This is a genomic window from Streptomyces sp. TOM-9 (assembly GCF_056858595.1).
Genome location: NZ_JBXEQB010000001.1, coordinates 336,918 through 363,128, shown reverse-complemented (window position 1 = coordinate 363,128; position 26,211 = coordinate 336,918). Strand labels below are relative to the sequence as shown.

Annotated in this window: 26 protein-coding genes; 10 read left to right on the top strand and 16 right to left on the bottom strand. The window is 72.6% G+C overall.

What is annotated here, in order from left to right:
* Positions 1 to 99 precede the first annotated feature (99 nt).
* Together murQ and AC1VWI_RS01640 are read right to left on the bottom strand one after the other, a co-directional pair.
* Positions 100 to 996 carry an N-acetylmuramic acid 6-phosphate etherase gene (gene murQ / locus AC1VWI_RS01645; protein WP_499509068.1) on the bottom strand — a complete coding sequence of 299 codons (897 nt, stop codon included), beginning with the start codon at positions 994 to 996 and terminating at the stop codon, positions 100 to 102.
* Between the two features lie 58 nt (positions 997 to 1,054).
* The gene (locus tag AC1VWI_RS01640; RefSeq protein WP_499509067.1) at positions 1,055 to 2,005 is read right to left on the bottom strand and encodes a MurR/RpiR family transcriptional regulator; all 951 of its coding nucleotides are present in this window, start codon (positions 2,003 to 2,005) and stop codon (positions 1,055 to 1,057) included.
* Between the two features lie 205 nt (positions 2,006 to 2,210).
* On the opposite strand from AC1VWI_RS01640, the gene AC1VWI_RS01635 reads away from it, so the two are divergent.
* From AC1VWI_RS01635 to AC1VWI_RS01620, 4 genes are all read left to right on the top strand, one after another.
* Positions 2,211 to 3,206 carry an N-acetylglucosamine kinase gene (locus tag AC1VWI_RS01635; protein WP_499509066.1) on the top strand — a complete coding sequence of 332 codons (996 nt, stop codon included), beginning with the start codon at positions 2,211 to 2,213 and terminating at the stop codon, positions 3,204 to 3,206.
* 8 nt (positions 3,207 to 3,214) lie between these two features.
* Positions 3,215 to 4,801 carry a sodium:solute symporter gene (locus tag AC1VWI_RS01630; protein WP_499509065.1) on the top strand — a complete coding sequence of 529 codons (1,587 nt, stop codon included), beginning with the start codon at positions 3,215 to 3,217 and terminating at the stop codon, positions 4,799 to 4,801.
* An 85-nt stretch (positions 4,802 to 4,886) separates the two neighbouring features.
* On the top strand, positions 4,887 to 6,065 hold the full coding sequence (locus tag AC1VWI_RS01625; protein WP_499509064.1) for an anhydro-N-acetylmuramic acid kinase: 1,179 nt from the start codon (positions 4,887 to 4,889) through the stop codon (positions 6,063 to 6,065).
* A 50-nt stretch (positions 6,066 to 6,115) separates the two neighbouring features.
* Positions 6,116 to 8,974, top strand: a complete 2,859-nt coding sequence (locus AC1VWI_RS01620) for an FAD-binding and (Fe-S)-binding domain-containing protein (protein ID WP_499509063.1) — start codon at positions 6,116 to 6,118, stop codon at positions 8,972 to 8,974.
* 9 nt (positions 8,975 to 8,983) lie between these two features.
* On the opposite strand, the gene AC1VWI_RS01615 is transcribed toward AC1VWI_RS01620, so the two are convergent.
* Positions 8,984 to 9,523, bottom strand: a complete 540-nt coding sequence (locus AC1VWI_RS01615) for a precorrin-3B C(17)-methyltransferase (protein WP_499509062.1) — start codon at positions 9,521 to 9,523, stop codon at positions 8,984 to 8,986.
* Between the two features lie 148 nt (positions 9,524 to 9,671).
* Here AC1VWI_RS01615 and AC1VWI_RS01610 point away from each other — a divergent pair, with 148 nt between their 5' ends.
* Positions 9,672 to 10,127, top strand: coding sequence for a hypothetical protein (locus AC1VWI_RS01610; RefSeq protein WP_499509061.1), 456 nt, complete (start codon positions 9,672 to 9,674; stop codon positions 10,125 to 10,127).
* A 45-nt stretch (positions 10,128 to 10,172) separates the two neighbouring features.
* Here AC1VWI_RS01610 and AC1VWI_RS01605 read toward each other — a convergent pair whose 3' ends face one another.
* A complete protein-coding gene (locus AC1VWI_RS01605) occupies positions 10,173 to 11,330 on the bottom strand; it encodes a serpin family protein (protein ID WP_499509060.1) in 1,158 nt (385 codons plus the stop codon).
* Positions 11,331 to 11,473: 143 nt separating this feature from the next.
* Here AC1VWI_RS01605 and AC1VWI_RS01600 point away from each other — a divergent pair, with 143 nt between their 5' ends.
* The gene (locus tag AC1VWI_RS01600) at positions 11,474 to 11,692 is read left to right on the top strand and encodes a hypothetical protein (protein ID WP_499509059.1); all 219 of its coding nucleotides are present in this window, start codon (positions 11,474 to 11,476) and stop codon (positions 11,690 to 11,692) included.
* A 129-nt stretch (positions 11,693 to 11,821) separates the two neighbouring features.
* Here the strand turns inward: AC1VWI_RS01600 and AC1VWI_RS01595 are convergent, their stop codons facing one another.
* From AC1VWI_RS01595 to AC1VWI_RS01565, 7 genes are all read right to left on the bottom strand, one after another.
* The gene (locus AC1VWI_RS01595; protein ID WP_499509058.1) at positions 11,822 to 12,355 is read right to left on the bottom strand and encodes a GNAT family N-acetyltransferase; all 534 of its coding nucleotides are present in this window, start codon (positions 12,353 to 12,355) and stop codon (positions 11,822 to 11,824) included.
* Between the two features lie 207 nt (positions 12,356 to 12,562).
* Entirely contained in the window at positions 12,563 to 13,003 is a 441-nt protein-coding gene (locus tag AC1VWI_RS01590) for an ATP-binding protein (RefSeq protein ID WP_499509057.1), read from the bottom strand.
* Positions 13,004 to 13,147: 144 nt separating this feature from the next.
* Positions 13,148 to 13,597 carry an SRPBCC family protein gene (locus tag AC1VWI_RS01585; protein ID WP_499509056.1) on the bottom strand — a complete coding sequence of 150 codons (450 nt, stop codon included), beginning with the start codon at positions 13,595 to 13,597 and terminating at the stop codon, positions 13,148 to 13,150.
* 175 nt (positions 13,598 to 13,772) lie between these two features.
* Positions 13,773 to 14,813, bottom strand: a complete 1,041-nt coding sequence (locus AC1VWI_RS01580; protein WP_499509055.1) for a hypothetical protein — start codon at positions 14,811 to 14,813, stop codon at positions 13,773 to 13,775.
* 334 nt (positions 14,814 to 15,147) lie between these two features.
* Positions 15,148 to 17,028 (bottom strand): transketolase, encoded by a 1,881-nt coding sequence (locus AC1VWI_RS01575; protein WP_499509054.1) that lies wholly within the window; start codon positions 17,026 to 17,028, stop codon positions 15,148 to 15,150.
* A 128-nt stretch (positions 17,029 to 17,156) separates the two neighbouring features.
* A complete protein-coding gene (locus AC1VWI_RS01570; protein ID WP_499509053.1) occupies positions 17,157 to 17,324 on the bottom strand; it encodes a hypothetical protein in 168 nt (55 codons plus the stop codon).
* 37 nt (positions 17,325 to 17,361) lie between these two features.
* The gene (locus AC1VWI_RS01565; protein ID WP_499509052.1) at positions 17,362 to 17,718 is read right to left on the bottom strand and encodes a PRC-barrel domain-containing protein; all 357 of its coding nucleotides are present in this window, start codon (positions 17,716 to 17,718) and stop codon (positions 17,362 to 17,364) included.
* A gap of 214 nt (positions 17,719 to 17,932) precedes the next feature.
* On the opposite strand from AC1VWI_RS01565, the gene AC1VWI_RS01560 reads away from it, so the two are divergent.
* On the top strand, positions 17,933 to 19,351 hold the full coding sequence (locus AC1VWI_RS01560) for an RtcB family protein (protein ID WP_499509051.1): 1,419 nt from the start codon (positions 17,933 to 17,935) through the stop codon (positions 19,349 to 19,351).
* A gap of 43 nt (positions 19,352 to 19,394) precedes the next feature.
* Here AC1VWI_RS01560 and AC1VWI_RS01555 read toward each other — a convergent pair whose 3' ends face one another.
* From AC1VWI_RS01555 to AC1VWI_RS01545, 3 genes are all read right to left on the bottom strand, one after another.
* A complete protein-coding gene (locus tag AC1VWI_RS01555; RefSeq protein ID WP_499509050.1) occupies positions 19,395 to 19,838 on the bottom strand; it encodes an archease in 444 nt (147 codons plus the stop codon).
* A 50-nt stretch (positions 19,839 to 19,888) separates the two neighbouring features.
* On the bottom strand, positions 19,889 to 21,040 hold the full coding sequence (locus tag AC1VWI_RS01550) for a methyltransferase (RefSeq protein ID WP_499509049.1): 1,152 nt from the start codon (positions 21,038 to 21,040) through the stop codon (positions 19,889 to 19,891).
* Between the two features lie 146 nt (positions 21,041 to 21,186).
* The gene (locus tag AC1VWI_RS01545; RefSeq protein ID WP_499509048.1) at positions 21,187 to 22,071 is read right to left on the bottom strand and encodes an SCO4651 family lipoprotein; all 885 of its coding nucleotides are present in this window, start codon (positions 22,069 to 22,071) and stop codon (positions 21,187 to 21,189) included.
* Between the two features lie 42 nt (positions 22,072 to 22,113).
* Here AC1VWI_RS01545 and AC1VWI_RS01540 point away from each other — a divergent pair, with 42 nt between their 5' ends.
* Positions 22,114 to 22,575 (top strand): macro domain-containing protein, encoded by a 462-nt coding sequence (locus tag AC1VWI_RS01540; RefSeq protein ID WP_499509047.1) that lies wholly within the window; start codon positions 22,114 to 22,116, stop codon positions 22,573 to 22,575.
* On the opposite strand, the gene AC1VWI_RS01535 is transcribed toward AC1VWI_RS01540, so the two are convergent.
* Positions 22,505 to 23,419, bottom strand: coding sequence for an LLM class flavin-dependent oxidoreductase (locus AC1VWI_RS01535; RefSeq protein WP_499509046.1), 915 nt, complete (start codon positions 23,417 to 23,419; stop codon positions 22,505 to 22,507). The two genes, AC1VWI_RS01540 and AC1VWI_RS01535, sit on opposite strands and share 71 nt — an antisense overlap.
* 239 nt (positions 23,420 to 23,658) lie before the next feature.
* On the opposite strand from AC1VWI_RS01535, the gene AC1VWI_RS01530 reads away from it, so the two are divergent.
* A complete protein-coding gene (locus tag AC1VWI_RS01530) occupies positions 23,659 to 24,627 on the top strand; it encodes an alpha/beta hydrolase (RefSeq protein ID WP_499509045.1) in 969 nt (322 codons plus the stop codon).
* Positions 24,628 to 24,633: 6 nt separating this feature from the next.
* Here the strand turns inward: AC1VWI_RS01530 and AC1VWI_RS01525 are convergent, their stop codons facing one another.
* Positions 24,634 to 25,155 carry a GNAT family N-acetyltransferase gene (locus AC1VWI_RS01525; protein WP_499509044.1) on the bottom strand — a complete coding sequence of 174 codons (522 nt, stop codon included), beginning with the start codon at positions 25,153 to 25,155 and terminating at the stop codon, positions 24,634 to 24,636.
* Between the two features lie 78 nt (positions 25,156 to 25,233).
* On the opposite strand from AC1VWI_RS01525, the gene AC1VWI_RS01520 reads away from it, so the two are divergent.
* Positions 25,234 to 25,965 carry a DUF7873 family protein gene (locus tag AC1VWI_RS01520; RefSeq protein WP_499509043.1) on the top strand — a complete coding sequence of 244 codons (732 nt, stop codon included), beginning with the start codon at positions 25,234 to 25,236 and terminating at the stop codon, positions 25,963 to 25,965.
* Positions 25,966 to 26,211: the final 246 nt, after the last annotated feature.

Below are 26,211 nucleotides of genomic sequence, written 5' to 3'. Positions count from 1 at the left end.
TGGCCATGGGCGAGGAGGCTCGCCCCCTCAGGGGGAGAACCGCTGCGATGGGCGGCAGATTCCCCTGTGCCCGTGACGGGCCCGGGGCCGGGCCCGGGATCAGGCCTGGCCCGCGGCGGTGCGGGTGTCGCCGTGGGCCTGCTCGATGCGCCGGGCGGCCTCCTCGGCGGTGGCGCCGGTCAGCAGCATCACGATGGCCGTCTTGGCGTGGCCGCCCGCGGCGCTCAGGGCCTGGGCGGCGATGTCGGGGTCGGCGCCGGTGGCCTGCACGACCATGCGCCGGGCGCGGTCGACGAGCTTGTTGTTGGTGGCGCGCACGTCGACCATGAGGTTCCCGTAGACCTTGCCGAGGCGGACCATCGCGGCGGTGGAGAGCATGTTGCAGACCATCTTCTCCGCGGTGCCGCCCTTGAGCCGGGTGGAGCCGGTGAGGATCTCCGGGCCGGTGGGCACCTCGATCGGGACGTCGGCGTAGCGGCTGACGAGGGCGTCGCGGTTGCAGGCCACGGAGACGGTGACGGCGCCCCGCGTCGCGGCGTGCTTGAGGCCGCCGATGACGTACGGGGTGCGGCCGCTCGCGGCGAGGCCGACGACGGTGTCCCGGTCGCCGACGCCGATCTCGTCCAGGTCGGCGATCGCCCTGGCGGGCTCGTCCTCGGCACCCTCGACGGCGACGATGAACGCGCCCGGGCCGCCGGAGAGCAGGCCCACGACCTGCTCGGGCGCGGTGCCGAAGGTCGGCGGGCACTCGACGGCGTCGAGCAGGCCGATGCGGCCGCTGGTGCCGGCGCCGAGGTAGATCAGGCGGCCGCCGCGGCGCAGGGACTCGGTGATGGCCTCGACGGCGGTGCCGATCTCGGGGAGTGCCTCGCGGACGGCGAGGGCGACGGTCTGGTCCTCGGCGTTCATCACGGACAGGAGTTCGGAGACCGGCATGCGGTCCAGTTCGGCGGTCCGCTCGTTGCGGGTCTCGGTGCCGAGTGTGCTGAGGTCCACGGCGCGGTCGTCCTTTCGGTGGTGCTGGTGGTGCCGGGGTGTGGTGCGGGGCCGGCGGTCAGTCGTCCGCCGGGGTGCGGCGCTGTGGCTGCGGGCGCCTGCGGCGTTGCACGGCCCCGTAGGTCTTCTGCAGCGCCGCGGTCGTGGCGTCGTAGGAGCGCTGGGCGACGCCGACGAACAGGCAGTCGATCACAGCGAGTTGGGCGATCCGGCTGACGGTCGCGCCGGACCGGAAAGGGGTCTCGCGGGCGCAGGTGGCGAGCACCAGGTCGGCTCCGTCGGCCAGGGTGGAGCCCGGGACGTTGGTGAGGGCGATCGTGGTGGCGCCGCGTTCTGCGGCCGCCTGCAGGGGCTCGACGGTGTCCTCGGTCTCCCCGGAGTGGGAGATGGCCAGGGCGACGTCGCCGGGGCCGAGCAGGGCGGAGGCGGTCAGGGCCGCGTGGCGGTCGGTCCAGATGAACGCCATGTGGCCGATGCGGTGCAGCTTCTGGTGCAGGTCCTGGCCGACGAAGGCGCTGGCGCCGACGCCGAAGATGTCCACGCGCCGGGCGCCCGCGACGGCGTCGACGGCGCGGCCGAGCGCCTCGATGTCCAGTCCGGCCCCGGAGTCCTCCAGGGCGCGGACCTCGTTGTAGACGATCTTGTGGACGATCTGTTCGAGGGTGTCGGTGGCGCTGATGTCGGTGCCCGGGGTCGGGCGCTCGCCGCCGAGCGCGTGCTCGCGGGCGGCGGCCGCGGCCAGCGCGAGCCGCAGTTGCGGGTAGTTGCCCAGTTTCATCGTCCGGCAGAACCGCATGACCGTGGCGACCGAGGTGGTGGCGCGTTCGGCGAGGGCGCTGATGGACAGCTCCGCCGCCTGCGCCGGATCGGCCAGGACGGCTTCGGCCACCCGTCGTTCGGAGGGCGCCAGGCCGGGCAGGGCCGCGCGGATGCGCGCCAGGGTGTCGCCGCCGGTGGCGGACTCCTGGGCCGGCTGCGCGGCGGTGCGGGTCGGGTCCTGGGAGGCCATGGATGGGTTCCCTCCTGAGTGGGTGGCGTCAGCGTAACCACGCCCCGTCGGTTGCGTCAAAAATTTACGTGATGCATTTCGTGAAGTTACTTATTGACATACGGACGTCTGCCTTCCGATACTCGCTGCACCGCGATCCGCGCCGGTCACCGCCCACCGTGACCACCCGACGTGCCGGATCCCGTACGACACGAGGGCGTGCCGCATGACAGCAGCAGTGGCTGTGGACCTGGGGAAGACGGGCTGCCGTGCCGTGCTCACCGGCACGGACGGCACCGTCGGTCCCGTCCACGAGGTTCCGGGGGCCCCGGGACTCGCTGCCGAGGGCGGCGTCGAAGCGGCGCGCGCCGCCGTGCGTGCCGCCGTCCTGCCACTGATCGAGGGGTACGCCCCGGGCCGGCTCGCCGCTGTCTGCGTCGGCGCCGCCGGAGCGGCCGCGGCCCCGGAGGCCGCCCGCACCCTGGCCGAACTGCTCCTCCAGGACCTGCCCGCGGACGAGGTCGCCGTCACCAGTGACGCCGTCACCGCCCACGCGGGCGCCCTGGGCGGCCGTACGGGCGTGGTGCTGGCCATCGGCACCGGCTCCGTCGCCATCGGCATCGGCGAGGACGGCTCGTACGCCCGCGTCGACGGCTGGGGGCCCTGGCTCGGCGACGAGGGCAGCGGCGCGTGGATCGGGGTGACCGGCCTGCGGGCCGCACTCCGCGCCCACGACGGACGCGGCCCGGACACCACGCTGCTGGCCGCCGCCACCCGGCGCTTCGGCGACCCCGACGCGCTGCCCGCGGCCCTCGCGGCCGGCGGCAACCCCGCCCGGACCGCGGCCTCCTTCGCCCCGGACGTGTCCCACGCCGCCGCATCGGGTGACGCCGTCGCCGGGGTGATCGTCCGGGACGCCGCCACCGCACTGGGCGAGGCCGTGCTCGCGGCCGCCGCCCGGATCACCGGGGAGGTCCTGCCCGTCACCGTCACCGGCGGGCTGACCGGCCTCGGCGAACCGCTCATGGCACCGCTGCGCGCGATGCTCGAGGGCTCCGCGCCACCGCTGAGTCCGCGGCCCCCGCTCGGGGACCCGCTGGACGGCGCGCGCCTGCTGGCACGGGACGCCACCGTGCCGCACGAACCCCACGTCGTCCGAGTCCGCCGGACGACGTCACCCACTGTCCCCACCACGCCGGTGATCCCGCCGGCCGCTGCTTAGGAGCGAGCGTGCGTCAACTCGACCTCGTCGTGATCGTCGTCTATCTGATCGCCATCGCCTGGATCGGACTGCGACTGGCCGGACGGCAGAAAACGGCGAAGGACTACTTCGTCGGCGAAGGGCACATGCCCTGGTGGACCGTCTCCTTCTCCGTGGTGGCCACCGAGACCAGCGTGCTGACCGTCATCAGCGTGCCCGGCGGCGCCTACAGCGGGCAGGGCTTCGGCAACGTCGAACTCGCCCTCGGCTACGTCATCGGCCGCGTGGTCGTCGCCACCGTGCTGATCCCCCTGTACAAGCGCGGCGGCTTCGTCAGCGCCTACCAGTACCTGGGCAGCAGATTCGGGTTGAAGCTGCAAGGACTCGCCTCGGTGACCTTCGTGTTCACCCGCCTCCTCGCCGAGGGCGTCCGCCTGTTCGCCTCCGCGATCCCGATCAAGCTGCTGCTCGACGAGTTCGGCGTGCACGCCGGTTACCGCCTGATCATCATCGTCCTCACGGTGATCACCGTCGTCTACACCTACCTCGGCGGCATCAAGGCGGTCATCTGGACCGACGCCATCCAGATGGGCCTGTACCTGGGCGGTGCCATCCTCGCCATCGCCGTGCTCTCCGGCCACGTCGGCGGCAGCGGCTTCTCCGACGCCCTGCACTCGGGCCACTTCAAGCTGTTCGACACCAACTTCGACCTGGCGCACGTCCTCACCAGCCCGTTCGCCCTGCCGACCGCGATCATCGGCGGTGCCATCTTCGCGATGGCCAGCCATGGTTCCGACCAGCTGATCGTCCAGCGCGTCCTGGCCACCCGCTCGCTGCGCGACGGCCAGAAGGCCATGATCGCCTCCGGTGTCTTCGTCACCCTCCAGTTCGCCGCCTTCTCGCTCGTCGGCGCGCTGCTGTGGTCGTACAACAAGGGCAAGAGCTTCTCCGAGCTGGGCCTGCACAGCTCCGACAACCTCTACCCGAACTTCATCCTGCACGGGCTGCCCGTGGTGATCTCCGGCCTGCTCGTGGCCGGCATCCTCGGCGCGGCGATGGGCTCGCTGTCCTCCGCGCTGAACTCCATGTCCAACTCGACCGTCGCCGACATCATCCACAGCTTCTTCCGCAGCACCCCGTCGGAGGAGTCGCTGCTCAAGCTCGCCCGGGTGATGACGCTGGTGTGGGCCGTGCTGATGGCCATCTTCGCCTGCGCCTTCAGCACCAGCACCGGCAACGTCTACCTGACCGGCCTGACCATCGCGGGCTACACCTACGGCGCGCTGCTCGGCGCCTTCCTGCTCGGCCGGATCATCAGGCGCGCCAACGAGGTCGACGCCGTCGTCGCGTTCCTGGTCACGGTTGGCGTGATGACCTACATCGTGCGCTCGGTGAAGATCGACGTCACCGTGGCGGGCGCGACGGTGCCGACCGCCATCGCCGCCCAGTGGCTGGTGCCGATCGGCGTGCTGATCACCCTGGTCATCGGCGGTGTGATGAGCCTGTTCCACAAGGCCCCCGAGGTCCGCGAGGTGCGTGAGGTCGAGCTGACCGACGGCGGCCCCGAGTCCGGTTCCGGCTCCGGTCGTGTCGCGGCGGGCGCAGGCCTCGAGTGAGGACCCCCGGGGTGGGGACCGCCGACGGGCGGCCCCCACCCCGGGCACCGCACGACCGCCCCGGAGACCACAGTTGGGAGAAGCCATGCGCGTGATCGGCCTGATGTCGGGCACCTCGTACGACGCCATCGAGGCGGCCGCCGCCGACCTCACCCTGGACGGCGAGACCCTGCTCATGCGGCCGCTCGGTCATCTGTCGGTGCCCTACGCCGACGACCTGCGGGACCTGATCAGCGCGACCCTGCCGCCCGCGACGACGACCACCCAGGCCGTGTGCGCGCTGGACACCGGCATCGGCCAGGCCTTCGCCGACGCCGCGGCACGCGCGCTCGACGAGCTGTGCACGGGCGCCGCCGACCTCGTCGTGTCCCACGGCCAGACGATGCACCACTGGGTCGAGGACGGCACTGTCCGCGGCACCCTGCAACTGGGCCAGCCGGCCTGGATCGCCGAGGCCACCGGGCTGCCGGTGGTGTCCGACCTGCGCAGCAGGGACGTGGCCGCCGGCGGCCAGGGCGCCCCACTGGTCGGGATGACCGACACCCTGCTGCTGCGCGGGCTGCCGGGAGTGCCTGCCGCGCTCAACCTCGGCGGCATCGCCAACATCACCGTCGTCGCCCCCGGCGCCGAGCCCCTGGCCTTCGACACCGGCCCCGCCAACGCCCTGCTGGACGCGGCCGTACGCCACTTCACCGACGGCGCCGCCGCCTACGACGAGGACGGCCGCCGCGCCGCGGCCGGACGCACCGACCCCGACCTGCTCAAGGTCCTCCTCGACGACCCCTACTACCGCAGGCCCGCACCGAAGAGCACCGGCAAGGAACTCTTCCACCTGCCGTACCTGCAGCGGGCCCTGGCCGCCGTGCCCACGCCCGGCACCGACGACGTCCTCGCCACCCTGACCAGGCTCACCGCCGTCACCGTCGCCGACGCCTGCCGGGCGCAAGGGGTCACCAGCCTGGTCGTGTCCGGCGGAGGCGCCCGCAACCCGGTGCTGATGCGCATGATCGGCGAGGAACTGCCCGGCGTGACGCTGCGGCCCAGCGACGACCTGGGCCTGCCCTCCGACGCCAAGGAGGCCCTCGCCTTCGCCGTGCTCGGCTTCCTCACCGTCAACGGCCTGCCCGGCACCCTCACCTCCGGGACCGGCGCCCGCCGCGCCACGGTGCTGGGCAGCATCACCCCCGGCCTGGCCCCGCTGCGCCTGCCCGAACCCGCCGCACAGCCGCCCCGCCTGCTGCGGATCACCGGCCCCGACCACTGACCGTCCGCCGCCGCCGCGTCGCACCGTCGTACCGTCGTACCCGAGGAACCATGAGCACCTCCGCCGCCACCCCCGCCACCACGTCCCGCACCGTCGACCCCGGCCCGGCCGCGTGGCTGACGGCGTGCGTGGCCGACCCCTCCCGGGTCTCCACCGACGTGCCCCGCCGGGTCGCGGCCGCCCACGACGCCTCGCCGTACCTCTTCACACCGCAGGCCGTGGTGCGCGCCGCCTCCACCGCCGAGGTCGGCGCGCTCATGGCCGGGGCGCGCAGGGCCGGGATACCGCTCACGCTGCGCTCCGGCGGCACGAGCCTGGCGGGGCAGGCCGGCGGCGACGGCGTCCTGGTGGACGTCCGCACGCACTGGCGCTCCGCCGAGGTCCTCGACGAGGGCCTGCGCATCCGGCTGCAGCCGGGACTCACCGTGCGCCAGGCCAACGCGCGGCTCGCCCGGCACGGCCGCCGGCTCGGCCCCGACCCGGCCAGCGAGAGCGCCTGCACCATCGGCGGGCTCGTCGCCAACAACTCCAGTGGCATGAACTGCGGCACCCAGGACAACGCCTACCGCACCATGGAGTCGCTGCAGTTCGTGCTGCCGTCCGGCACCGTCGTCGACACCGCCGCCCCCGACGCGGACGCCGCACTGCGCGCCCACGAGCCCGGTCTCCACGCCGGGCTGCTGCGGCTGCGCGACCGGGTCCGCGCCTCGGCCGCCTCCCGCGCCACCATCGAGCGGCTGTTCGCAATGAAGAACACCATGGGGTACGGGCTCAACTCGTTCCTCGACCACACCGACCCCGCCGACATCCTCGCCCACCTGATGATCGGCAGCGAGGGCACCCTCGGCTTCGTCGGCGAGGCCGTCTTCCGCACCGTCCCCCTGCTGCCGCACACCGCCACCGGCCTGCTGATCCTGCCGGGCCTCGCCGAGGCGACCGACGCCCTGCCCGCGCTGCTGGCCGCCGGCGCCCGCACCGCCGAACTCCTCGACGCCGCCTCCCTGCGCGTCGCACAGCAGGCCGCCGACCCCGTCGAGGAACTGCGCGGGCTGCGGGTGGAACGCCACGCGGCCCTACTCGTGGAGTTCGCCGAGGACAGCGCCGAAGCGCTCGACGCGACCGTGGCCGCCGCCCAGCCGGTCCTGGACCGGCTGCCCGCGGTCACCGGGTCCGCGCTCACCCGCGACCCGGCCGTCCGCGGCCGGCTCTGGCACCTGCGCAAGGGCCTGTACACGGCCGTCGCCGGGGCACGGCCGGCCGGGACGACCGCGCTCCTGGAGGACATCGCGGTCCCCATGGAACGGCTGACCGGCACCTGCGAGGGCCTGATCGGCCTGTTCGACCGGTACGGCTACCAGGACGCGGTCATCTTCGGACACGCCCGCGACGGCAACCTGCACTTCATGCTCACCCAGGACTTCGACACCCGCGCCGAGACCGAGCGCTACGCCCGCTTCACCGACGCGATGGTCGACCTCGTCCTCGACGCCGGTGGCACCCTCAAGGCCGAGCACGGCACCGGCCGCGCCATGGCCCCCTTCGTCCACCGCCAGTACGGCGACGAGCTGTACGAGGTCATGCGTGAGCTGAAGCGCCTGTGCGACCCCCACGAGGTCCTCAACCCCGGCGCCCTGCTGACCGACGACCCGGCCGCGCACCTGCGCGACCTGAAGAGCGTGCCCGCGGTCGACCCGGCCGTCGACGCGTGCGTGGAGTGCGGCTACTGCGAGCCCGTCTGCCCGACCGCCGACGTCACCACCACGCCCCGGCAACGCATCGCCCTGCAGCGCGAGATCGCCCTGGCCACCGCCGCCGGCGACGAGGAGCGCCGCCGCGCCCTGGAGGCGGACTACGCGTACGCGGCCGTCGACAGCTGCGCGGCCGACAGCCTGTGCGTCACCGCCTGCCCCGTCACGATCGACACCGGCGCGGTCATGAAGCGCCTGCGCGCGAAGCGCCACAGCCCCACCGCCCAGCGCCTCGGCAACACCACCGCCCGGCACTGGGGGAGTGCCGTCACCGGAGTGCGCGCCGCCCTCAACACCGCCCACGCGCTGCCCATCCCGGTCACCCGCGCCGCCACCGGCGCGGTCCGCAAGCTCGGGGCGACGGAGCTGGTGCCCACCTGGTCCGGCGACATCCCGCGCGGCGGCCCGGCCCGCCCCGCCCCGCGGCACCCCGAAGGGGCACAGGCGGTGTTCTTCGCCGCCTGCATCGGCAGCGTCTTCGCCCCCGAGGGAGACTCCGGCGGCGCGGCTGGCGCCTTCCTGCGGCTGAGCGAACGCGCCGGCGTCCAGGTCACGGTGCCGGACGGCCTGACCGGCCTGTGCTGCGGCACGCCGTGGCAGTCCAAGGGCTACACCGACGGCCACCGCACCATGGCCGGACGGACCCTTGAGGCACTGTGGCAGGCCAGCGACGGCGGGCGGCTGCCGGTCGTGTGCGACGCCTCCTCCTGCACCCACGGCCTCGAGCAACTGGCCGACACCCTCCCGGAGTCCGACCGCGCCCGGTTCTCGGCGCTGCGCTTCGTCGACAGCGTCGCCTTCACCGCCGAGCACCTGCTCCCCGCGCTGCCCGCCCCGCGCCGCATGGGCACGATGGCCCTGCACCCCACCTGCTCCACCGTCCACCTGGGCATCGACGCCGCCCTGCGCCAGGTCGCGGCCGCGGTCAGCGAACAGGTCACCGTCCCCGACAACTGGGGCTGCTGCGCCTTCGCCGGGGACCGCGGACTGCTCCACCCGGAGGTCACGGAGTCCGCGACGGCCGCCCAGGCGGCGGAGATCACCGCCGGGACGTACGACGCGTACGCCTCGTGCAACCGCACCTGCGAGATGGGCATGACCCGCGCCACCGGCCGCCCCTACCGGCACGTCCTGGAACTGCTGGACGAGGCCACCGCCTGACGGGCGGGCTCAGTGCCCGCCCGGCCCCGGCAGGCACGACCCGTCCGCGGTACGCCCGACCACCTCCGCGTGCGCCTTCCCCGTGCCGTCCACGGCGCCGTTGACGCAGACCCGTCCCTCACCACCGCCCACGAGCACATTGCGCAAGGGGTCGAAATCATCGCCCTGCACCTCGATCTGAGTGGACGTCAGAACCAGGGCCCGTGCCGCCGCCGCGCGCAGTGCCTCCTGCGAGGTCCCAGAGGCCGCCAGTTCCGTCAGCGTCGCCGCCAGCGCCGCGGCCTTCGGCGCCCCCTGCCGCTTCTGCTCCTCGGTGATCGGCAGGGCACTGCGGTAGGCGTGGTTCTCCGCGACCCGCTGGTTCCAGTCGAGGGTCATGCACGGCGAGGGCTCCGCCGGCTGCGCCTCCGGCGGCGGACAGAGGCCCTTCCCCGCGGGATCCGGGCCCCCGGCCCCTGGACCGGCGGCCGGACCGGCGCACCCGGCGACGGTGACCGCGAGCAGGACCAGCGCCAGTGCGCCGGCGTAACGGCGTCGAGTTTGCGTCACGTCGTGATCATGCCACGGCGCACGACCACGCTCTCCGCGGCGTCGCCACCGGCTCGCCCGGCGCTTCGCGGGTGACCTGGCGGGTAGACATCGTGGCCCGAGGGCATGACGTCCCGCGGGGGCGGACAGCGCGTGGGGGTGGGGACCGATGGCCGATCGTACGGACGTCCTGCTGGAACTCTGGAAGGACCAGCGCGCGCAGGCCCTTCAGTCGGAGAACCAGCGGGCCGCACTGACCAACATCGTCATCGTCGTCGTCGCGGCCGGGCTCGGATTCCTCGCGCAGAAGGAGCACTTGCGCACCGGCGACCTCTGCGTCACCGTGCCCATGGTCCTCCTGGGCGTGTACGGCACCCTCACGTGCTGGAAGTACCGCGAGCGGACCAGCCTCCACAACCGGCAGGTACGCACGCTGTACGCCGCGATCGCAGACGAGCACCCCGAACTGGGTCTGCGGCGCGTCAAGTCCGAGCCCTACGCCCGCCACGAGGCCAGGTTCGCCCGCACGGCGAGGATCCGCCTCTACGTGCTCTGGATGGGCCTGCACATCGGGGTCGCGGTGGGAGGGGTGTTCCTGAGCGTGTGGATCGTTGCCGCCCAGTGACGGCCCGATCGGCGTGCGCCGCGGGGCCGGCGGCACGGCCTTGCGTCACTCGTCCTCCGCGTCCCAGTCCTCGCCGGGGAACCGAGCGTGCACCCACCCCGCGTTGAGCACCAGCCGGGAGGTCCGGTGCACGGCCAGGAAACCGATCGGCCCGGTGAACTCGACGGCGACGCGTTTCGTCGTGGACGGCGGTATGCCCAGCGCCACGGCGCCGAACGCCGTGACCGCGGCGGAACGGTAGCCCAGCGCGCTGAAGGCGGCCGTGACCGTCTGCCCGGCGGCGCCCACGACGAGCGGCTCGCGGCTGATGCCGGGGAAGTGCCCCCGGGAGGGGTCCGCTGCCGAGGCGAGCCCGAACAGCCCGGCGTGAGTGAGCAGATCGTGGTGAGCCGTCACCTCGAACGGCACCGCGGTCACCGACAGGTACGGCTCGCGGTCCCAGCTGTGCACGCGGGACACCGTGACCCCGGGACCGGGTGCCCCGTACGGAAGCCGGTCCCCGGGGACGGCCGGGTACGTGCACTGCAGTGCGCCCACGCCCGCCGCAAGCACCTCGCCACCCGCCACGTCCTCCTCACCGCGCAGCAGGTGGACGTCGATCCCGCCCGTGCCCACCACCTTCAGCACCGTCACCCGTCCGCACGGCGCCTCCACCACCTTGGCACGGTCCAGCAGCGCGGTGGTGCGGTGGAGGACCCCGCCGTGGTTCCGGAACGGCCGGAGCCAGTCGGTCCTGACCGTCAGAGCGCCGGCCAGTACCAGCTCCGACTCCGCGTTGAAGGGCACCGGCATCCTCGGGATCAGGCCGCCGGAGCGCTTGTCGGCCCAGGCGTCCAGCGCCCCGCCGTCGGCGGCGACGTCGCCGCTCAGCACTCCGTGCGAAGCCGGTGGAAGCGCGCCGACCCACCCGGGTTCCAGCGGCAGCGAGGCCTTGCTCCACAACCCGATCGCGGCGGCCACGCCCGGCAGCCCGTCCAGGCGCGCCAACAGCCGTCCCGCTGCCTCGGCGGCCTCACCGGACCCGATCCCCGTCGCCCGCTCCAACTCGTCCCGCGCGGCACCGTCCGATCCTGCCGCCAACAGGGCCAGCAGCGGCCACACCCCTGCGGCGGAGAACACCGTCTCCTCGCTGTGCCGCAGCGCCTGGCCTGCCCACCCCACGGTCAGCGCGTTGACCGCGCGGACCGTCGTCGCCTCTCCCATGACCCGTGATCATGGCAGCGCGCCCTCCCGGCGCCAACCGGGTTTCCCACAAGCTCAAATGAGGCTCAAGCGGGAGGGACAAGCCACCACTCCGCGGATACGATGCAGGTCACGTAGCTGTTGACACACGGGGGAGAGCTGCTGTGGTCGAACTCGGGATCCTCTTGCTCCTGCTCGCGTCCTTCGTGACGTACCTGGTCGTCAAACTCCTGCGGCGCAGCAACCGCCGCACGGAGAACGTGGACGGCCTCCTCATCGAGCAGGCCCGCCGTGAGCAGGCCCACGCCGACCGTTGGACGTACAACTCGGCGTCCGTGCACAACGCTCCACTCACCCACTCCTCGGACCCGTTCCACCCCTGACCGGCGGTCGCGGCGGACCAACCCACAGCAGCGCCGTCAGGGGAAATCCCCTGGCGGTGCTGTCAGTTGGGGCTGTTATTCTCCAGCGGCTCGTGCCACGCACGATCACACAGAGGAGGTGCAGGACCATCACGTGGTTGCAACTCGTGGCTCGGCGTTGACGAAGCCGAGCCGTCGGTTCATGCCGATGGCCGATGCGTTGTCAGGGTGGTGGAAGGTCTGCAGCCAGTGGGTTCCGTGAGAACGCGCGAAGCCAATGGCCAGGAGCTTCATGGCCAGCGAGATTCCCCTTCCCCGATGGCTGGCCAGCAGCCCGGTCATCTCGCTGAGGGCGTGCCCTTCGGGTTGGAGCGACGTGGTTGCCATGCCAACCCATGACCCACCGTCCAGGGCAAGGACGACACCTTGGGGATCGTAGGTCGGAGTCTCGATGCGCTGGGCGAGGTACTCGTCGAACGTGTAGAACTCCCCCCGCTCCGGGATGTCGGCGGAGCACGTCTTGTTCAGGTCGTAAAGCGCACGCCGATGTTCAACCGTGTCGCCGACAGCTGCCATGGTCGTGAACTCGATGCCAGCCTGCTGGCAGCGTCGGAGGTACGGTTCGAATCGGGCATCGTCGAACGCATCCAGGTCGAGTTTGAGCCGAACCCACTCGACGGCCACGAGGGCACCTCCAGGATCACCAGCCTGAACACGTTCTCGAAGCCTATCGATCAAGGACACGTCACATCACAGTAGGCGAACGTTGCCTGATGCGGCACTAGCCCTTTCCCGGCCCCACCCGGGGCACGCTCCTGCCCGTGGCCCTACCGTCCGGTACGGCGGGGCCACGGCCGTGCCGTTGACCCTGCGCCATGAGGTGACAGGGTTTCAGCGTGCCGGCTCCTCATTGGGGTCGGCCGACTTCCCGCCGGGTGGTGTGAAGCAGGCCGTGATCGTCTTGCCGTGGTGCTGGGCGTGTGTGTGCCAGTGGTCGGCGAGACCGTCCACGATGGCGAGCCCGCGCCCGCCGGTGGCCTCCGCGTCGGCGTCGCACGGGGTGGGCACCGTGTCGTCGTCATCGTGGACGCTGACGTGCAGGCAGCGGCTGTCCCAGGTGAGGACGACCTCGGCGTCGCTGTGGGCGTGGACGTGCGCGTTCGTGACGAGCTCCGACACGGCCAGCAGGATGTCGTCGACCGTGCCCGGCGCGTCCTTGGTCCAGTCCAGAGTGGCGAGGTGCTGCCGCGTCCACCGCCGGCCGGCCCGCACTCCGCCGGACACCGGGAACGACCGCGCCCAGCCGACGGCCTTCATCGAGGAGTCGGCCATCGGAGAGCTCCCTTCTGCTCATGGGTGGCAGAAGTACGCCTACCCCGCCTGCCGCCGCGCATCGCGGTGCTAACGGACGGCGCGGGTCCCGGACACCGATCGGCGTCCGGGACCCGCGCGTCGGGCTCGCTCCAGGCGGCGCTCCTACACCTCACCACGCCAGGAGCCGCTCTCGATGCCGCGGGCCTCGATGTACGCCTTGAAGCGCTTGAGGTCGCCCTTGGCCTGGCGCTTGACGACGCCGAGCTTGTCGGCCACCGTGTCGGCCACGCCGTGCGGCTCGTGCCGGAGTTGCAGCATGACCTTGGTGTGCCGGTCGTCCAGGCGGTGGAAGGTCACGACCCCCGCCTGGTGGACGTCGCCGCCGACCGTGGTCCAGGCGACCCTCTCGTCCGGGATCTGCTCGCTGATCTCGGCGTCGAACTCGCGCGTCACGCCGTCGACCTTCGCGACCCAGTGCGTCAGGGTCGGCGTGCGCTGGTCGATGCGCTCCACGCCCTCCATGAAGTGGGGGAACTCCTCGAACTGCGTCCACTGGTTGTACGCCGTCGTGACCGGCACCGCGACCTCGACCGACTCCTCAACCGTCGACATGCGCCCACCTTTCGGGTCGGCATCCGCTTCGGGATGCAGGGTCCTTCTTCTCGGTGGTGGCGCCTGCCCGAGCCAGATGGCGCCAAACAGCGCTCCGGGCACGGCCGCCCGGGCCCGTGGGCGGCATGCGGGGGTCCCCGCCGTGGTGCCACGGCGGGGACCTCGTGGAGCCGGCTCAGACGGCGGCGCGGGTGCGCTGCTTGGCTGCGCTGATGACGTCGGGGCGTCCGCGGTGCTGCCGCTCGTAGTCCATGGCCTGCCGGGCCTGCAGCGGTTCGGCGCCGCGCAGCCGCGCGGTGATCTGGTCCGGGCTCATCGTGTCGTAGCCGGGCCAGGGCTGGTTGGCGCGCAGGTTCTCGATGGCGTTCAGGATGCCGACCCGGTCGCCGTGCTCCCGTTCGTAGTCCTCGATGACGGAGAGGTCCGCCTGCGAGAAGATGCGCAGCCGCTGGATGATCTCGGCGACGGGGAGCCGGTCGTAGTCCGCCAGCGGGAGGTCCACCTTCCGGGCCACGGGGGCGTGGGCCTTCCCGGTCGGGCGCGGTGCGTCGGCGGCGGGACGGGGCGCCGGCTGCCCGGCGGTCCAGACGGCCTGGAGCCGTTGGGCGGTCGTGCGGAGCGTCCGGACGGCGGCGTCGGCCAGACCGGCCGCACCGTGGGCGTGGTGGCCGTTGCCGGCCGCCGTGGTGGCCACCGCCAGGGCCTGTTCCTCGACGCTGGACTCCAGGTCGCGCAGCAGTTGCTCGTCCTGCCGGCGCAGCGTGGTCAGCAGCGCGGCGGCGCGGTCGTCCTGGGCCAGGGTGGCGATGCTCTCGCCCGCCCGGCAGGCCGCGAGGGCCCGCGCGGTGGCGGTGTACTCGGCCTCGGTGTTCCTCAGCAGCTGGTGCTCGTCGGCCTGCCCGCGCCCCGGCAGGACGCCGCGGACCATGCGGGTGCCGATGTGCAGGGGCGCCATGGCCGTGTGGAACGCGCCCGCCGACGCCGTCCGGACCATCTCGGCGGTGTCCCGCAGGAGGTGGCGCGGCCGCATCTCACGGACGTGGGTGTCGATCCGGGCGATGTGGTGCTGGGTCTGGGCGGCATGACGTTCCAGGGTCTGCCGATGGGGACCGACGGGGGTGACGGCCATGTCGGTCCGGAACCGGTCGACCACCGCGGCGTGTGCCTCCCGCACATCCTCGAGCGCGGGTATGAGCGCATCCGTCGTCAATGTCATGCCTGCTCCCTCGTGGGGTGTCGTGGCGGCCGTGAAGGCCGCCCTGGCGTGCGGCGGCGCCGCCGGGTGGGGCGGGCACCGGCACCAGCGTGGGCGAAGCGGAGGAAGATCGCCCGGCGAGGCGGGCTCGTCGCACGCGGCGGCGCGGCGGGCCGGGGGCGCGTGTCAGTGCCCGGCGCCGGTCCCCGGGAACTGCGCGGCGGTGCCCCGGCCGGCGCTCCGGTTAGCCCGTACAGGTGACGCGGCGCGTCGAGCACGGGCCCGCGCCGGTACGGCGGCGGCCGCCGTCACCCGTGACGGCGGCCGCCGGTGCTCGTACCCGTCGGGGCGGGGGTCATCCCGAGGTCAGACGCCTGGCCGCCTCGGCGATGTGCGTGCGGGAGATGCCGGCGGCGTCCAGGAGTTCCTCCGCGGTGCCGGAGCCCGGCAGGTCACGGACGGCCAGGTGGGCGAAGGCCGGCCCCTGGCGCCGCGCGGCGAGGGCGGACAGGACGGCCTCGCCCAGGCCGCCCTCGGGGTGGTGGTCCTCGGCGACGACGAGGGCGCCGGTGTCGCGGGCGGCGCGCGCGAGGGCGTCGGCGTCCACGGGCTTGACCGAGTACAGGTCGATCACGCGGGCCGCGATGCCGTCGGCGGCCAGCGCGTCGGCCGCGGCGAGGCACTCGTGCAGGGTGACCCCGGCGCCGACGAGGGTGACCCGGTCGTCGCCGGACTGGCGCAGGGTCTTGGAACCGCCCACGGGGAAGGTCTCGTCGGGTCCGTACAGGACGGGATAGGCCCCGCGGGTGGTGCGCAGGTAGGAGATGCCGTCGAGGTCGGCCTGGGCCGCCGTCAGCGCCGCGGCGGAGGTGGCGTCGCTGGGGTAGAGCACGGTGGAACCGTGGACCGCGCGCATCATCGACAGGTCCTCCACGCCCATCTGGGAGGGGCCGTCGGCGCCGATCTCCACGCCGCAGTGACTGCCGGAAAGGGCCATCGAGATCTGCGAGATGGCCGCCATGCGGATGAAGTCGTGGGCCCGGGTGAGGAAGGCCGCGAAGGTCGCCGCGTACGGGCGGTAGCCGCGCACGGCCATGCCGACGGCCGAGGCGATCATCTGCTGCTCGGCGATGTACGTCTCGAAGTACCGGTCGGGGTAGGCCTTGCCGAAGTCCTCCGCGTGCGTGGAGTTGCCGACCTCGGCGTCCAGGACGACGACGTCGGGGCGCGCACCGACGGCGACGAGCGCCTTGCCGAAGGCGACCCGGGTGGCGACCTCCTCCCCGAGCCGGAAGCGCGGCAGTTCCATGGGCGTCGTCGCGGCCATCGGCGGGCGCGGCGCGGCCTCGGGCGGCCGCGGGCCGCGGACCGTCAGGTGACGCACGCCCCCGAGTTCCTCGATGGCGTGCTCGGCGAGGTCCGGCGGCAGGGGCTTGCCGTGCCAGCCCTCGATGTCGGCGACCTCGGGGACGCCCTGGCCCTTGACGGTCCTGGCGACGATGACGGTGGGCGCCTGCCCGTCCGCCGCGGTGGCCAGCGCCCGGTCGACGGCCTGGAGGTCGTGCCCGTCGACGACGAGGGCGCGGCAGCCGAAGGCCTCGACGCGGCGGGCGTACGCCTCGGTGTCCCACTGCAGTTCGGTGGGGCCGCGCTGGCCGAGCCGGTTGACGTCGACGATGGCGACGAAGTTGGGCAGCAGCCGCTGACCCGCCTTGTCCAGGGCCTCCCAGACCGATCCCTCGGCCATCTCGCTGTCGCCGCACAACACCCACACCCGGTACGGCTCGTGCTCCAGATCGCGGCCCGCCGTGGCGATGCCCACGCCGTAGGCGATGCCCTGGCCCAGCGAACCGGTCGCCACGTCCACCCAGGGCAGGACGGGGGTGGGGTGGCCCTGGAGGCGGGCTCCGAAGGTGCGGTAGGTCGTCATGAGTTCGTGCTCGTCGACGGCGCCCGCGGCGTGGAACATCGCGTACAGCAAGGGAGAGGCGTGTCCCTTGGAGAAGATGAGGTGGTCGTTGGCCGGGTTCTCGGGCTGCTGCCAGTCGTACCGCAGGTGACGTGACATCAGCACGGCCATCAGGTCGGCGGCGGACAGGCTGGACGTCGGGTGGCCCGAGCCGGCCGCGGTGCTGGCCCGCACGGAGTCCACCCGGAGCTGCTGGGCGAGTTCGAAGACCTGTTCCAGGTCGCTGTCGGGCCCGATCGGGCGGGCGGCGGCTTTCTGGTCCGTCATGACGGATTCCCTACTTCGCGCGGAGGACTCTGCGTACCTGATGTCTGCTACCCCGCCCGGGCGCGGAAGTGTGCTCCCCCCGCGGGTTCCGGCTGCACGCAGCCCGTGGCCGGCGCCCCCAGCCGGTCTCAGCGCAGAAGCCCACGGCGCGAACGCCGCCATCTCACAACGACGTACACCAGGTCGAGCACGAGCACGACGACGCCGATGACCAGCAGATACAGCAGACCTTCGGCGACCACGCCGATGAGTCCGAGGACCACGGCCACCAGAAGCAGGAACAGGAAGAGCGCCATGGCCGGGACACCTCCTTGGCGCGGCGGGGTGAGGCGTTCAGCGGCGGGCGAGTTTGCGTTCGCCGCCGGCGCCCGGGTGGTAGGCCATGTCGTAGTACTGGAAGATCTCCCCTTCCTGCTCTGCGGGCAGGACGTCGTCCGTCCCGATGGACGGACCCTTCTTCACCAGCCCCTTGGGCTGGGCGACCTTGACGTAGCCGGGCCCCACGACCGCCTCGTCGAGGGGGACGAAGACCAGTCGCTGCCGCGTGGGCAGACCGGTGCGCACCGTGGCCACCGCCGGCTCGTCGGTGGCGGTGTCGACGTAGATCGCCTCGAGCGCGCCGATCTTGTGCCCCTTGGGGTCGATGACGTCGCGGTCGCGCCACTCGCGGATATCGGCTGAATGGATCATGCGCTGCTCCTCGGTGGAGCGCCGATTCGGCACCGTGCCCCGGCGCGGACGCACCGGGATCACCCTTGCGGGTCGTCGCTTGTGACAGCGCACCGGCCCTTTTCCTCATGCTACGTCCGGAATCCGGATCCGGCCGGGGCTCCGTTTACCGCCGTCCCGCGCGGCAACGCGAAACATAGGGGGCGTTGACCGGCCACCGGCCCCGGAGGCTGTGATGGATGTCGTGGAAGAGGGCCCCTACCGTTTCCGCATCGCTCCGCGGGCGCTGATGCGCGTACCCGGCGTCGTGTTCGCCTCGCGCGACCTGATCGGCCATGCCGAGAAGGCCCTGGAGCAGGTCGTCAACGTGGCGACGCTGCCCGGCATCGTCGGCGCCTCCTACGCCATGCCCGACGTCCACTGGGGCTACGGCTTCCCCATCGGAGGCGTGGCCGCCACCGACGTCGCCGACGGCGGCGTGGTCTCCCCGGGCGGGGTGGGCTTCGACATCTCCTGCGGCGTGCGCCTGCTGGCGGCCGACTGCGACCGGCGGACGGTCGGACCCGCCCTGCCCGCGATCATGGACGGACTGGGCCAGGACACACCCCGCGGCGCCGTCACCGGAGCCGTCTGGCACCTGGGCAGCGACCGCCGGCTGGAACGCGTGCTGACCGGCGGGTCCCGCTACGCCGTGGAGGAGGGCCACGGCGAGGACGGCGACCTGCGGCGGTGCGAGGACGAGGGCACCGTGGCCGACGCCGACCCCGGACAGGTGAGCGCACGCGCCAGGGAACGCGGCCTCGGGCAGGTCGGCAGCCTCGGCTCGGGCAACCACTTCCTCGAGGTGCAGGAGGTCGCCGAGGTGTACGACGAAGCGGTCGCCGCCGCCTTCGGACTCGCGCTCGGCCAGGTCTGCGTGATGATCCACTGCGGTTCCCGGGGACTGGGGCACCAGATCTGCTCCGACCACGTGCGGGCCATGGACCGGACCATGCGGCGGTACGGCATCGAGGTCCCCGACCGGCAGCTCGCCTGCGTCCCCGTGGACTCGCCGGAGGGCCGCGCCTACCTCGGCGCGATGGCGGCAGCGGCAAACTACGCCCGGGCCAACCGCCAGCTCCTCGGCGAGCTGTCCCGCCGTGTCTTCCGCCGCGAGGCGGGGGTCCGTCTGACCCTCGTCTACGACGTGTCCCACAACCTGGCGAAGATCGAGGAGCACGACGTGGAGGGCGCGGGCGCGCGGCGCACCCTCTGCGTCCACCGCAAGGGCGCCACCCGGGCGCTCCCGCCCGGTCACCCGGACCTGCCCGCCGACCTGCGCGGCGCCGGCCAGCCCGTGCTCATCCCCGGCACCATGGGCACCTGCTCGTACGTCCTCACCGGCGTTCCCCGTGGCGACGCCTTCCACTCGACCTGCCACGGGGCGGGCCGGGAGAAGAGCCGGCACCAGGCCGCGCGAGGGGTCAGCGGCAGGGAGCTGCGGGCCCGGCTGGAGGCCCGCGGGATCGCGGTCCGCGCCTCGTCCTGGCGCGGCCTCGCCGAGGAGACGCCCGAGGCGTACAAGGACGTCTCGGCGGTGGTGGAGGCGAGCGAGGGCGCCGGACTGTGCCGCAAGGTCGTCCGCCTGGTGCCCCTGGGCGTGGTGAAGGGTTAGGCCCGCCGTGGACCGCCGCCGTTCGGAGGTCCGCCGCCGTCTTTCAGACGTCGACCGTCGCCGCGCAGGTCCATCCGTACGGGCCGGGCGCCAGGTGGAGTTCGTTGAGCGAGACCGCCTTCGGCACCGCGCCGGTGACCTCGACCGACCTCACGTCGGCCATCGCCATCCGTACGTCCAGCCCGTCGGCGTCCGACTCCGCCTCGACGTCGACGGGCACCTCCCCGTGCACCTCGAGCCGGAAGATGACCTCGTCCAGCAGGTCCGCCAGCAGGTCGTCGTCGGCGGCGTCGGCCACCGGTATCCGCCGCACGCGCGCCGGCCGCACCCCGGCGACGTCCGCGAAGCACTCGACCAGGCCCAGCACCGCCTCGACCAGGCACTGCTCCCTGGTGGGCCCCCACGCCTCTATCCGCACATCGGCGGTGTGCGGCACCGCACGGTGTCCGCCCGCCTCCGGTCCGCCGCCGTACGTCTCGTCCACCATGAGGATCGCCTGCCCGGTTCACCCGACCTCAAGACTCCGGCGGCCCGGCGTCAGCGCTTGACGGCCCGCAGGACCACGAACTTCGGATTCGACGCGACGACCTCGCAGTTCCCGAAGAGCCGCCGCAGGCGCACGTGGTAGCCCAGATGCCGGTTCCCGATGACCAGCAGCTCACCACCGGGCCGCAGCGCGGACCGGGCGGTGACGAACATGCGGTGGGCGGTCGCGGCGGTGACCGCCTGGTGGGAGTGGAACGGCGGGTTGTTGAGGACGAGGTCGGCGCCGTCGGGCCGGACGGCGGCCACGGCGTCGGCGGCGTCCCCGACGAGGAACCGGGCCTTGCCCCCAGGACCCACGTTGTCGTGGAAGGTCTCCTCGGCGGAGGCGACGGCCTGGTGCGACTCGTCCACGAACAGCACGTCGCTGTCGGGGTTCGCCAGCGCCACCGCGGTCCCGACCACGCCGTTGCCGCAGCCCAGGTCGACCACACGGTCCGGGCCCTTGCGGTCCGGCAGGTGCTCCAGCAGGAAACGCGTGCCGATGTCGAGGTGATCGGCGCAGAACACGCCCGCGTGGTTGGTGACGGTGCGGCCGGACAGCGGGCCGATGCCGTCGGGCAGCGCGTACCGCAAAGGCCACGGGTTCGCCCCGGGGGCCGCCGCCGGATCGGGGGTGCTGAAGATCAGCCGGGCCTTGCGCACCGCCAGCGAGGTGCGGGTCGGCCCGATGACCCGCTCGAAGAGCCGCAGCGTGGACGTGTGGATCTCGGTGACCATGCCCGCGCCCAGGACGACGGTGCCGGGGTGCAGTGCGGGGGCCAGCCGGTGCAGCTGGTCCTCCAGCAGCGCGAGGCTCTTGGGCACCCGCACGAGCAGCACGTCGATGCGCGCCGGAGGCTCGTCGCGGGTGGTCAGCATCCGCACCTCGGCGTCCGGCGCGTTGCGCCGCAGGTTCGCCAGCGTGGCCTGCTGCCCGAGGTGGGAGTCCGTGATCTGCGTGGGGCGGTGTGCCGCCAGCGCCGTCGCCAGCGCCCCCCAGCGGTCTCCGAGGACGACGGTCGTGCCCGTCAGGTCCGTCCCGTTCTCCGCGAGGTGCCGCAACAGGTAGTCGTCCGCGGCGTCCCACGCCCGCAGCGTCTCCCGCGGCTCCGCGGGGAATCGGGTCAGTTCGAGTGCGCCCCACGGCGTGCTGAAGAGGTTCATCGCCCCCTCAGGGTACGGGCTGCCCGGGTGGCCCCCGGCTACCGGCTCCCGGGGTCGCCGGTCGTACGAAGCGGCCCGCGCCGACGACCGGGCCCACTGCGTCGGTGGGTGCGCGTGGTCGCGGCGCACCCACCGACGGGTTGACGTCAGCCCTGGGCGGCGTTCTGGATCATCTCGGCGAACGTGGTGACGTCCTTGGCCGGAGGCGCCTTGATGGCGGAGGTCTGGCCGTAGCCGGAGTACGCGATGGTCAGCTTGGCCGGGCCCTTGGCGGTCTTACCGGACTCCACGGTCTTGACCGCGAGGTCGTCGGCGCTGATCCACGCCTCGATCTTGACGGTGTTCTTGAGGCCGGTGGAGTGCAGTTCCTCGATGTAGGCGTCGCGCTCGTCCTTTGTGATGAGCTCCAGGACGGAGGTGTCGGCGGCGAGCTTCTTGATGTCCACGGTGCCCGTGTAGTGGGTCGCCTCGGCGCCGGCCACCTGCTCCTCGCCGGCCGCGGCGAGGTCCGCCGCGGTGGACAGCGCGGCAAGGGCCGCGGCGGGGCCGTGCGGCAGGTCCTTGGCCGGGTTGTCCTCCGCGGATGAGCCGTCGAGCTTCAGCCACTTCTTGCCGCCCGCGGCCTCGGCCATCTCCCCCTCGACCGGGAGGAACACGCTGCCGTCCGCCATCGTCATGTGCACCTTGCCGTCCGGACCGGCCATGTCCTTCATGTCGGCGTCGGAACCGGCGTCCATGCTCAGCTCGGCCCCCTCGGAGCCCTTCTTCCAGCTCAGCGTGCCCTCGGCCTTGGTGTTGCCGTCCGCAGGGTCGACGGAGTCGACGGCGACCTTCGCGGATGCCTGCTGCTCCACCGCCTTGGTGGCGTTCCGCACGGCTTCGACGGGGGAGACCTTCTTCTCCACCGGCTTGGCGGAGCCCTGCGTCGACGCGGACTTCGGCGCCTCCTTCGTGGCGTCACCACAGGCCGCGAGACCGAGCGCGAGCGTGCCGGTCGCAGCGGTGATCGCCACAAGACGACGGATGTGCATGAAGAGTTCCCCTCCGGGCGGTAAAGATTTGTACAACGATCAATGGCCTTGGACCCTACAGCAACCGACGAACACGCAAACGAGCGGGGGCTCCGCTCGTACGGAGCGCCATGTGCGCCTGACTCGCCCACCGATGCCGTCGTGAAGGCGGCGGACGAGTCGCTGATCGGCGGGGGAGGCGGCGACGACGGAGAGGCCGACGTCCTCGCCTCCTCCTACGGGCGTTGCCCGCAGGGCGCGGACGAGCTGGGGGCCACGAGCACCGCGTTCCCCTCGATCGCCACCGGCGTCCACGACCAGCCGGCGGAGGAAGCGGCGCGGATCGCCGCCTCAGCCCTCCGGGCGTCGCAGAGCCCGGTCCGGCAGATCAGGCTCGTGGCCTTCGGCCGGGCCGCGCTCGGTCCGCAGCCGGGAACCCGCCACGGCGGGTGCGTCAGCCGAGCTCCGGCACGACCTCGGCGGCCAGGCGCTCGGCGTGCTCGGCCGGCGCGAACAGGGGCGTGAACAGGATGAGCTCCGCACCGGCGGCGACGACCTCACGCAGCGCCCGGACGCACTCCGCCGGGGTCCCCGTGATCGCGGCGGCCTCGGTCTCGGGGGACTTGCGCATGTACAGCGCCGCCAGTTCGGCGTCGATCCGGGCGCGGGCGCGCCGGGAGTCGTCGTCCACCGCGATGTAGACGCGCTTGGCGATCCCGAAGCCGTCCACCGGCCTGCCGCTCTCGGCCAGCGCCTGCCGCACGATCGCGACCTGGTCGGCGAACTTCTCCGTCCGGACCTGACCCGCGCCGAAGAAGCCGGTGAAGAGCCCCGGACTCATCACGGCGCGGCGCAGCGCGGTGTGCCCGCTGCCGCCGAACCACACCGGGGGAAAGGGCTTCTGGAACGGTTTCGGTTCCATCGCCGCGTCGCTCAACCGCCAGAATTCCCCGGAGAAGTCGACCCGGGGCTCACGCCACAGGCGGGTCATGACCTCCATGCCCTCGTAGAAGCGGGCCACGTAGCGCTCCGGGTCGACGCCGAACGCCGCGAAGGGCCGCTGCGGGCCTCTCGTGCCGAATCCCACCTCGATCCGGCCCCGGCTCAGTTGGTCCAGCGAACCGATGCTCTTCGCCAGGTGCACCGGACTGTGCAGCGTGGACACGAAGACCACGCACCCCAGGCGCAGGCGCTCGGTGCACGCGGCGGCGAAGGTCATCGTCTCGAGCGGGGCGAGCTGCGGCTTCGTGCCCAGCGTCTGTTCCTGTGTCCAGGCACTGTCGAACCCCAACTCCTCGACGCGCGCCAGGAATACGCGGAAGGCGGCGGGATCGAACTCGCCGTCCGCATGGAACTGCGGAATGGACATCGCGCATCGCACCCGCGCATCGTAGGGAACGGAGTCCGCCGGGCCCGAAGCACCACGCCGCCGGACGCCCACGCACGGCGGAGTGACAGCGTGTGCCCCGCGCATGAGCGCTCTGCGACCACGGAATCTCCCGGAGTTGCGGCGCCGAACCGCCGAGGGACGATGGAACAGCGGCCGGCACGGTCCTTGCGACCGCCTCCGCTGCCCAAAAACGGAACCTCTCCGGCAGGAGGCCCACCATGCCCGAATCCCCGTCCGCGGCACCCGTCCTGGAACCCGCGGCCAAGGAACTGGCGGACGCGACCGCACAGCACCCGCGCATCTACGAGGTCGCGCCGGCGGACGGCCGCGAGATCCTCGACGACCTGCAGGCGGGCGAGGGCGTGCCCAAGCCCGCGGTGGACGAGGAATGGGTGACCGTCGACGCCGGACGGTACGGCAGCGTCCGTGCCCGCATCATCCGTCCCGAAGGGTCGACGGAGACCCTCCCGGTCGTGTTCTACATCCACGGCGCCGGATGGGTGTTCGGCGACGAGAACACCCACGACCGGCTCGTGCGCGAACTCGCGGTCGGCACGAACGCCGCCGTGGTCTTCCCCGTCTACGACCTGGCCCCCGAGGCGAAGTACCCCACCCAGATCGAGCAGAACTACGCGGTCGGGAAGTGGATCCTGAGCAACGGCGAGGACCGGAAGCTGGACGCCTCGCGGATGGCCGTCTGCGGCGACTCGGTCGGCGGCAACATGTCGGCCGTCTTCGCGCTGATGGCGAAGGAACGCGGCGACATCGACCTGGCGGCCCAGGTGCTGCTCTACCCCGTGACCGACGCCGACTTCGACACGCCGTCCTACCAGCAGTTCGCCGAGGGCTACTACCTCACCCGCGACGGGATGAAGTGGTTCTGGGACGCCTACACCAGCGACCCCGGACAGCGCGCCGAGATCCACGCGTCCCCGCTGCGCGCCGACGTCGAGCAGCTGCGCGGCCTCCCCACCACCCTGGTCATCACCGACGAGGCCGACGTACTGCGCGACGAGGGCGAGGCCTACGCCGCCAAGCTGCGCGAGGCGGGTGTGGACGTCACCGCGGTGCGGGTGCTCGGCATGGTCCACGACTTCCTCATGCTCGACAGCCTCCGGGACTCCAAGGCGACCGTCGTCGCCCGCACGCTGGCCGTCGAGGCCCTGCAGCGGGCGCTGCACCCTTGAGCCGCGTCAGGCGATCGTGACCCCGTAGCGTCGCACGGCGCCACCCGGTCCGGCCTCCTCAACGCCCTCGAGCACGCCGCCGTTGCGTTCGATCGTCCTGGCGGAGGCGGTGTTCGCCGCCTCGCAGACGATCAGCACCCGGTCCAGTCCGAGCCCGCGCGCCTCGTGGAGCATCCCGCCGAGGGCCCAGGTGGCCAGCCCACGGCGGCGCGAGGAGGGCCGGATGCCGTAGCCGATGTGACCGAACCGCAGCACGTAGTCGTCGGGCCCCTGCCGCAGGGCGATGCCCCCGTGCACCCGGTCGCCCTCGACGATCCACCGGTACCAGCAGCCGCGGCCCGCCTCCACCGCCTCCGGCCCCGACTGCCCGGCCAGCATCGTCACCCAGGCCGCGAACCCGTCCGGCGAGTCGACCTCGTCGGACGGCTCCAGGCCGAAGCCGTCCTCGTGCGGGCCGGGACCCCACTCGTCCCGCGCCTCGAGCCAGGCGGAATGCAGACGGGTGGTGGGCGCGATCAGCTCGGGCATACGGCGACGATACCGGTGCGTCACGGTGGGCCCGAAATTCGGGTGTGTGTACGGGCGGGCGCTGCTAATTTCGCTGACGTGCCGAAGCTCAATCAGATCATCGCCGTGGAAAAGGGCGTCAAGTCCAAGTCCCTCCAGGAATTGACCCAGGCCCATCACGACGTCCAGAAGCCCGCGTTGCTCGCCGGGATCTCGCGGACGTACCAGCCGAAGGACGAGGAGGGCGAGCAACTGCCCCCGGAGTCCACCCGGGTCCAGGTGAAGGCGGAGGACGTCCTGCACGAGGTCGGGGACACCCTGACGCGGCTCTTCGACGTGACGGCGACCAAGGACTGGGCCAACCGGACCGCGGCCGCCGACGTGGTGGTGGACGGGAGGGTGCTGCTCGCGCAGGTCCCCGTGCCGTACCTGCTCTTCCTGGAGAAGCAGCTCACCGACCTGCACACGTTCGTGCGCAAGCTGCCGGTCCTGGACGCGTCCGAGTCGTGGAACCCCGACCCGTCGACGGACTGCTGGAAGACCGAGCCGGTGCGGACGATCCGCACGAAGAAGGTCCCGCGCAACCACGTGAAGGCCGAGGCCACGGAGAAGCACCCGGCCCAGGTCGAGGTGTACTACGAGGACGTGCCCGTGGGGTACTGGACGACCGTGAAGTTCTCCGGCGCGCTCCCGGCGCGGCGCGTGAACGAGCTGCTCGTCAGGGTCGAGAAGCTGCAGCAGGCCGTGAAGTTCGCCCGCGAGGAGGCCAACGGCGCGGACGTCACCGACCAGCGCGTGGGGGAGGCGGTCTTCGGCTACCTGTTCGGGTAGCCCCATCAACGCCCCTCGTGAGAGCGGGGGGTGCGCCGAGAGCGCAAGCTGACACTGATGTTGAAGCTGACCAGGGGTATCAGTGGGGGTTCGAATCCCTCCCCCGGCACACCGGGCCGGGGTGGCCCAACCGGTAGAGGCAGCCCCGTCAATCTCAGACTCTCGCTCCAGTCTCAGCATTCGCCGCCGAACGCCGGATCGACCGAGCGCGGACGATCATCGACGGATGGGGGTTCAACTCCCCTC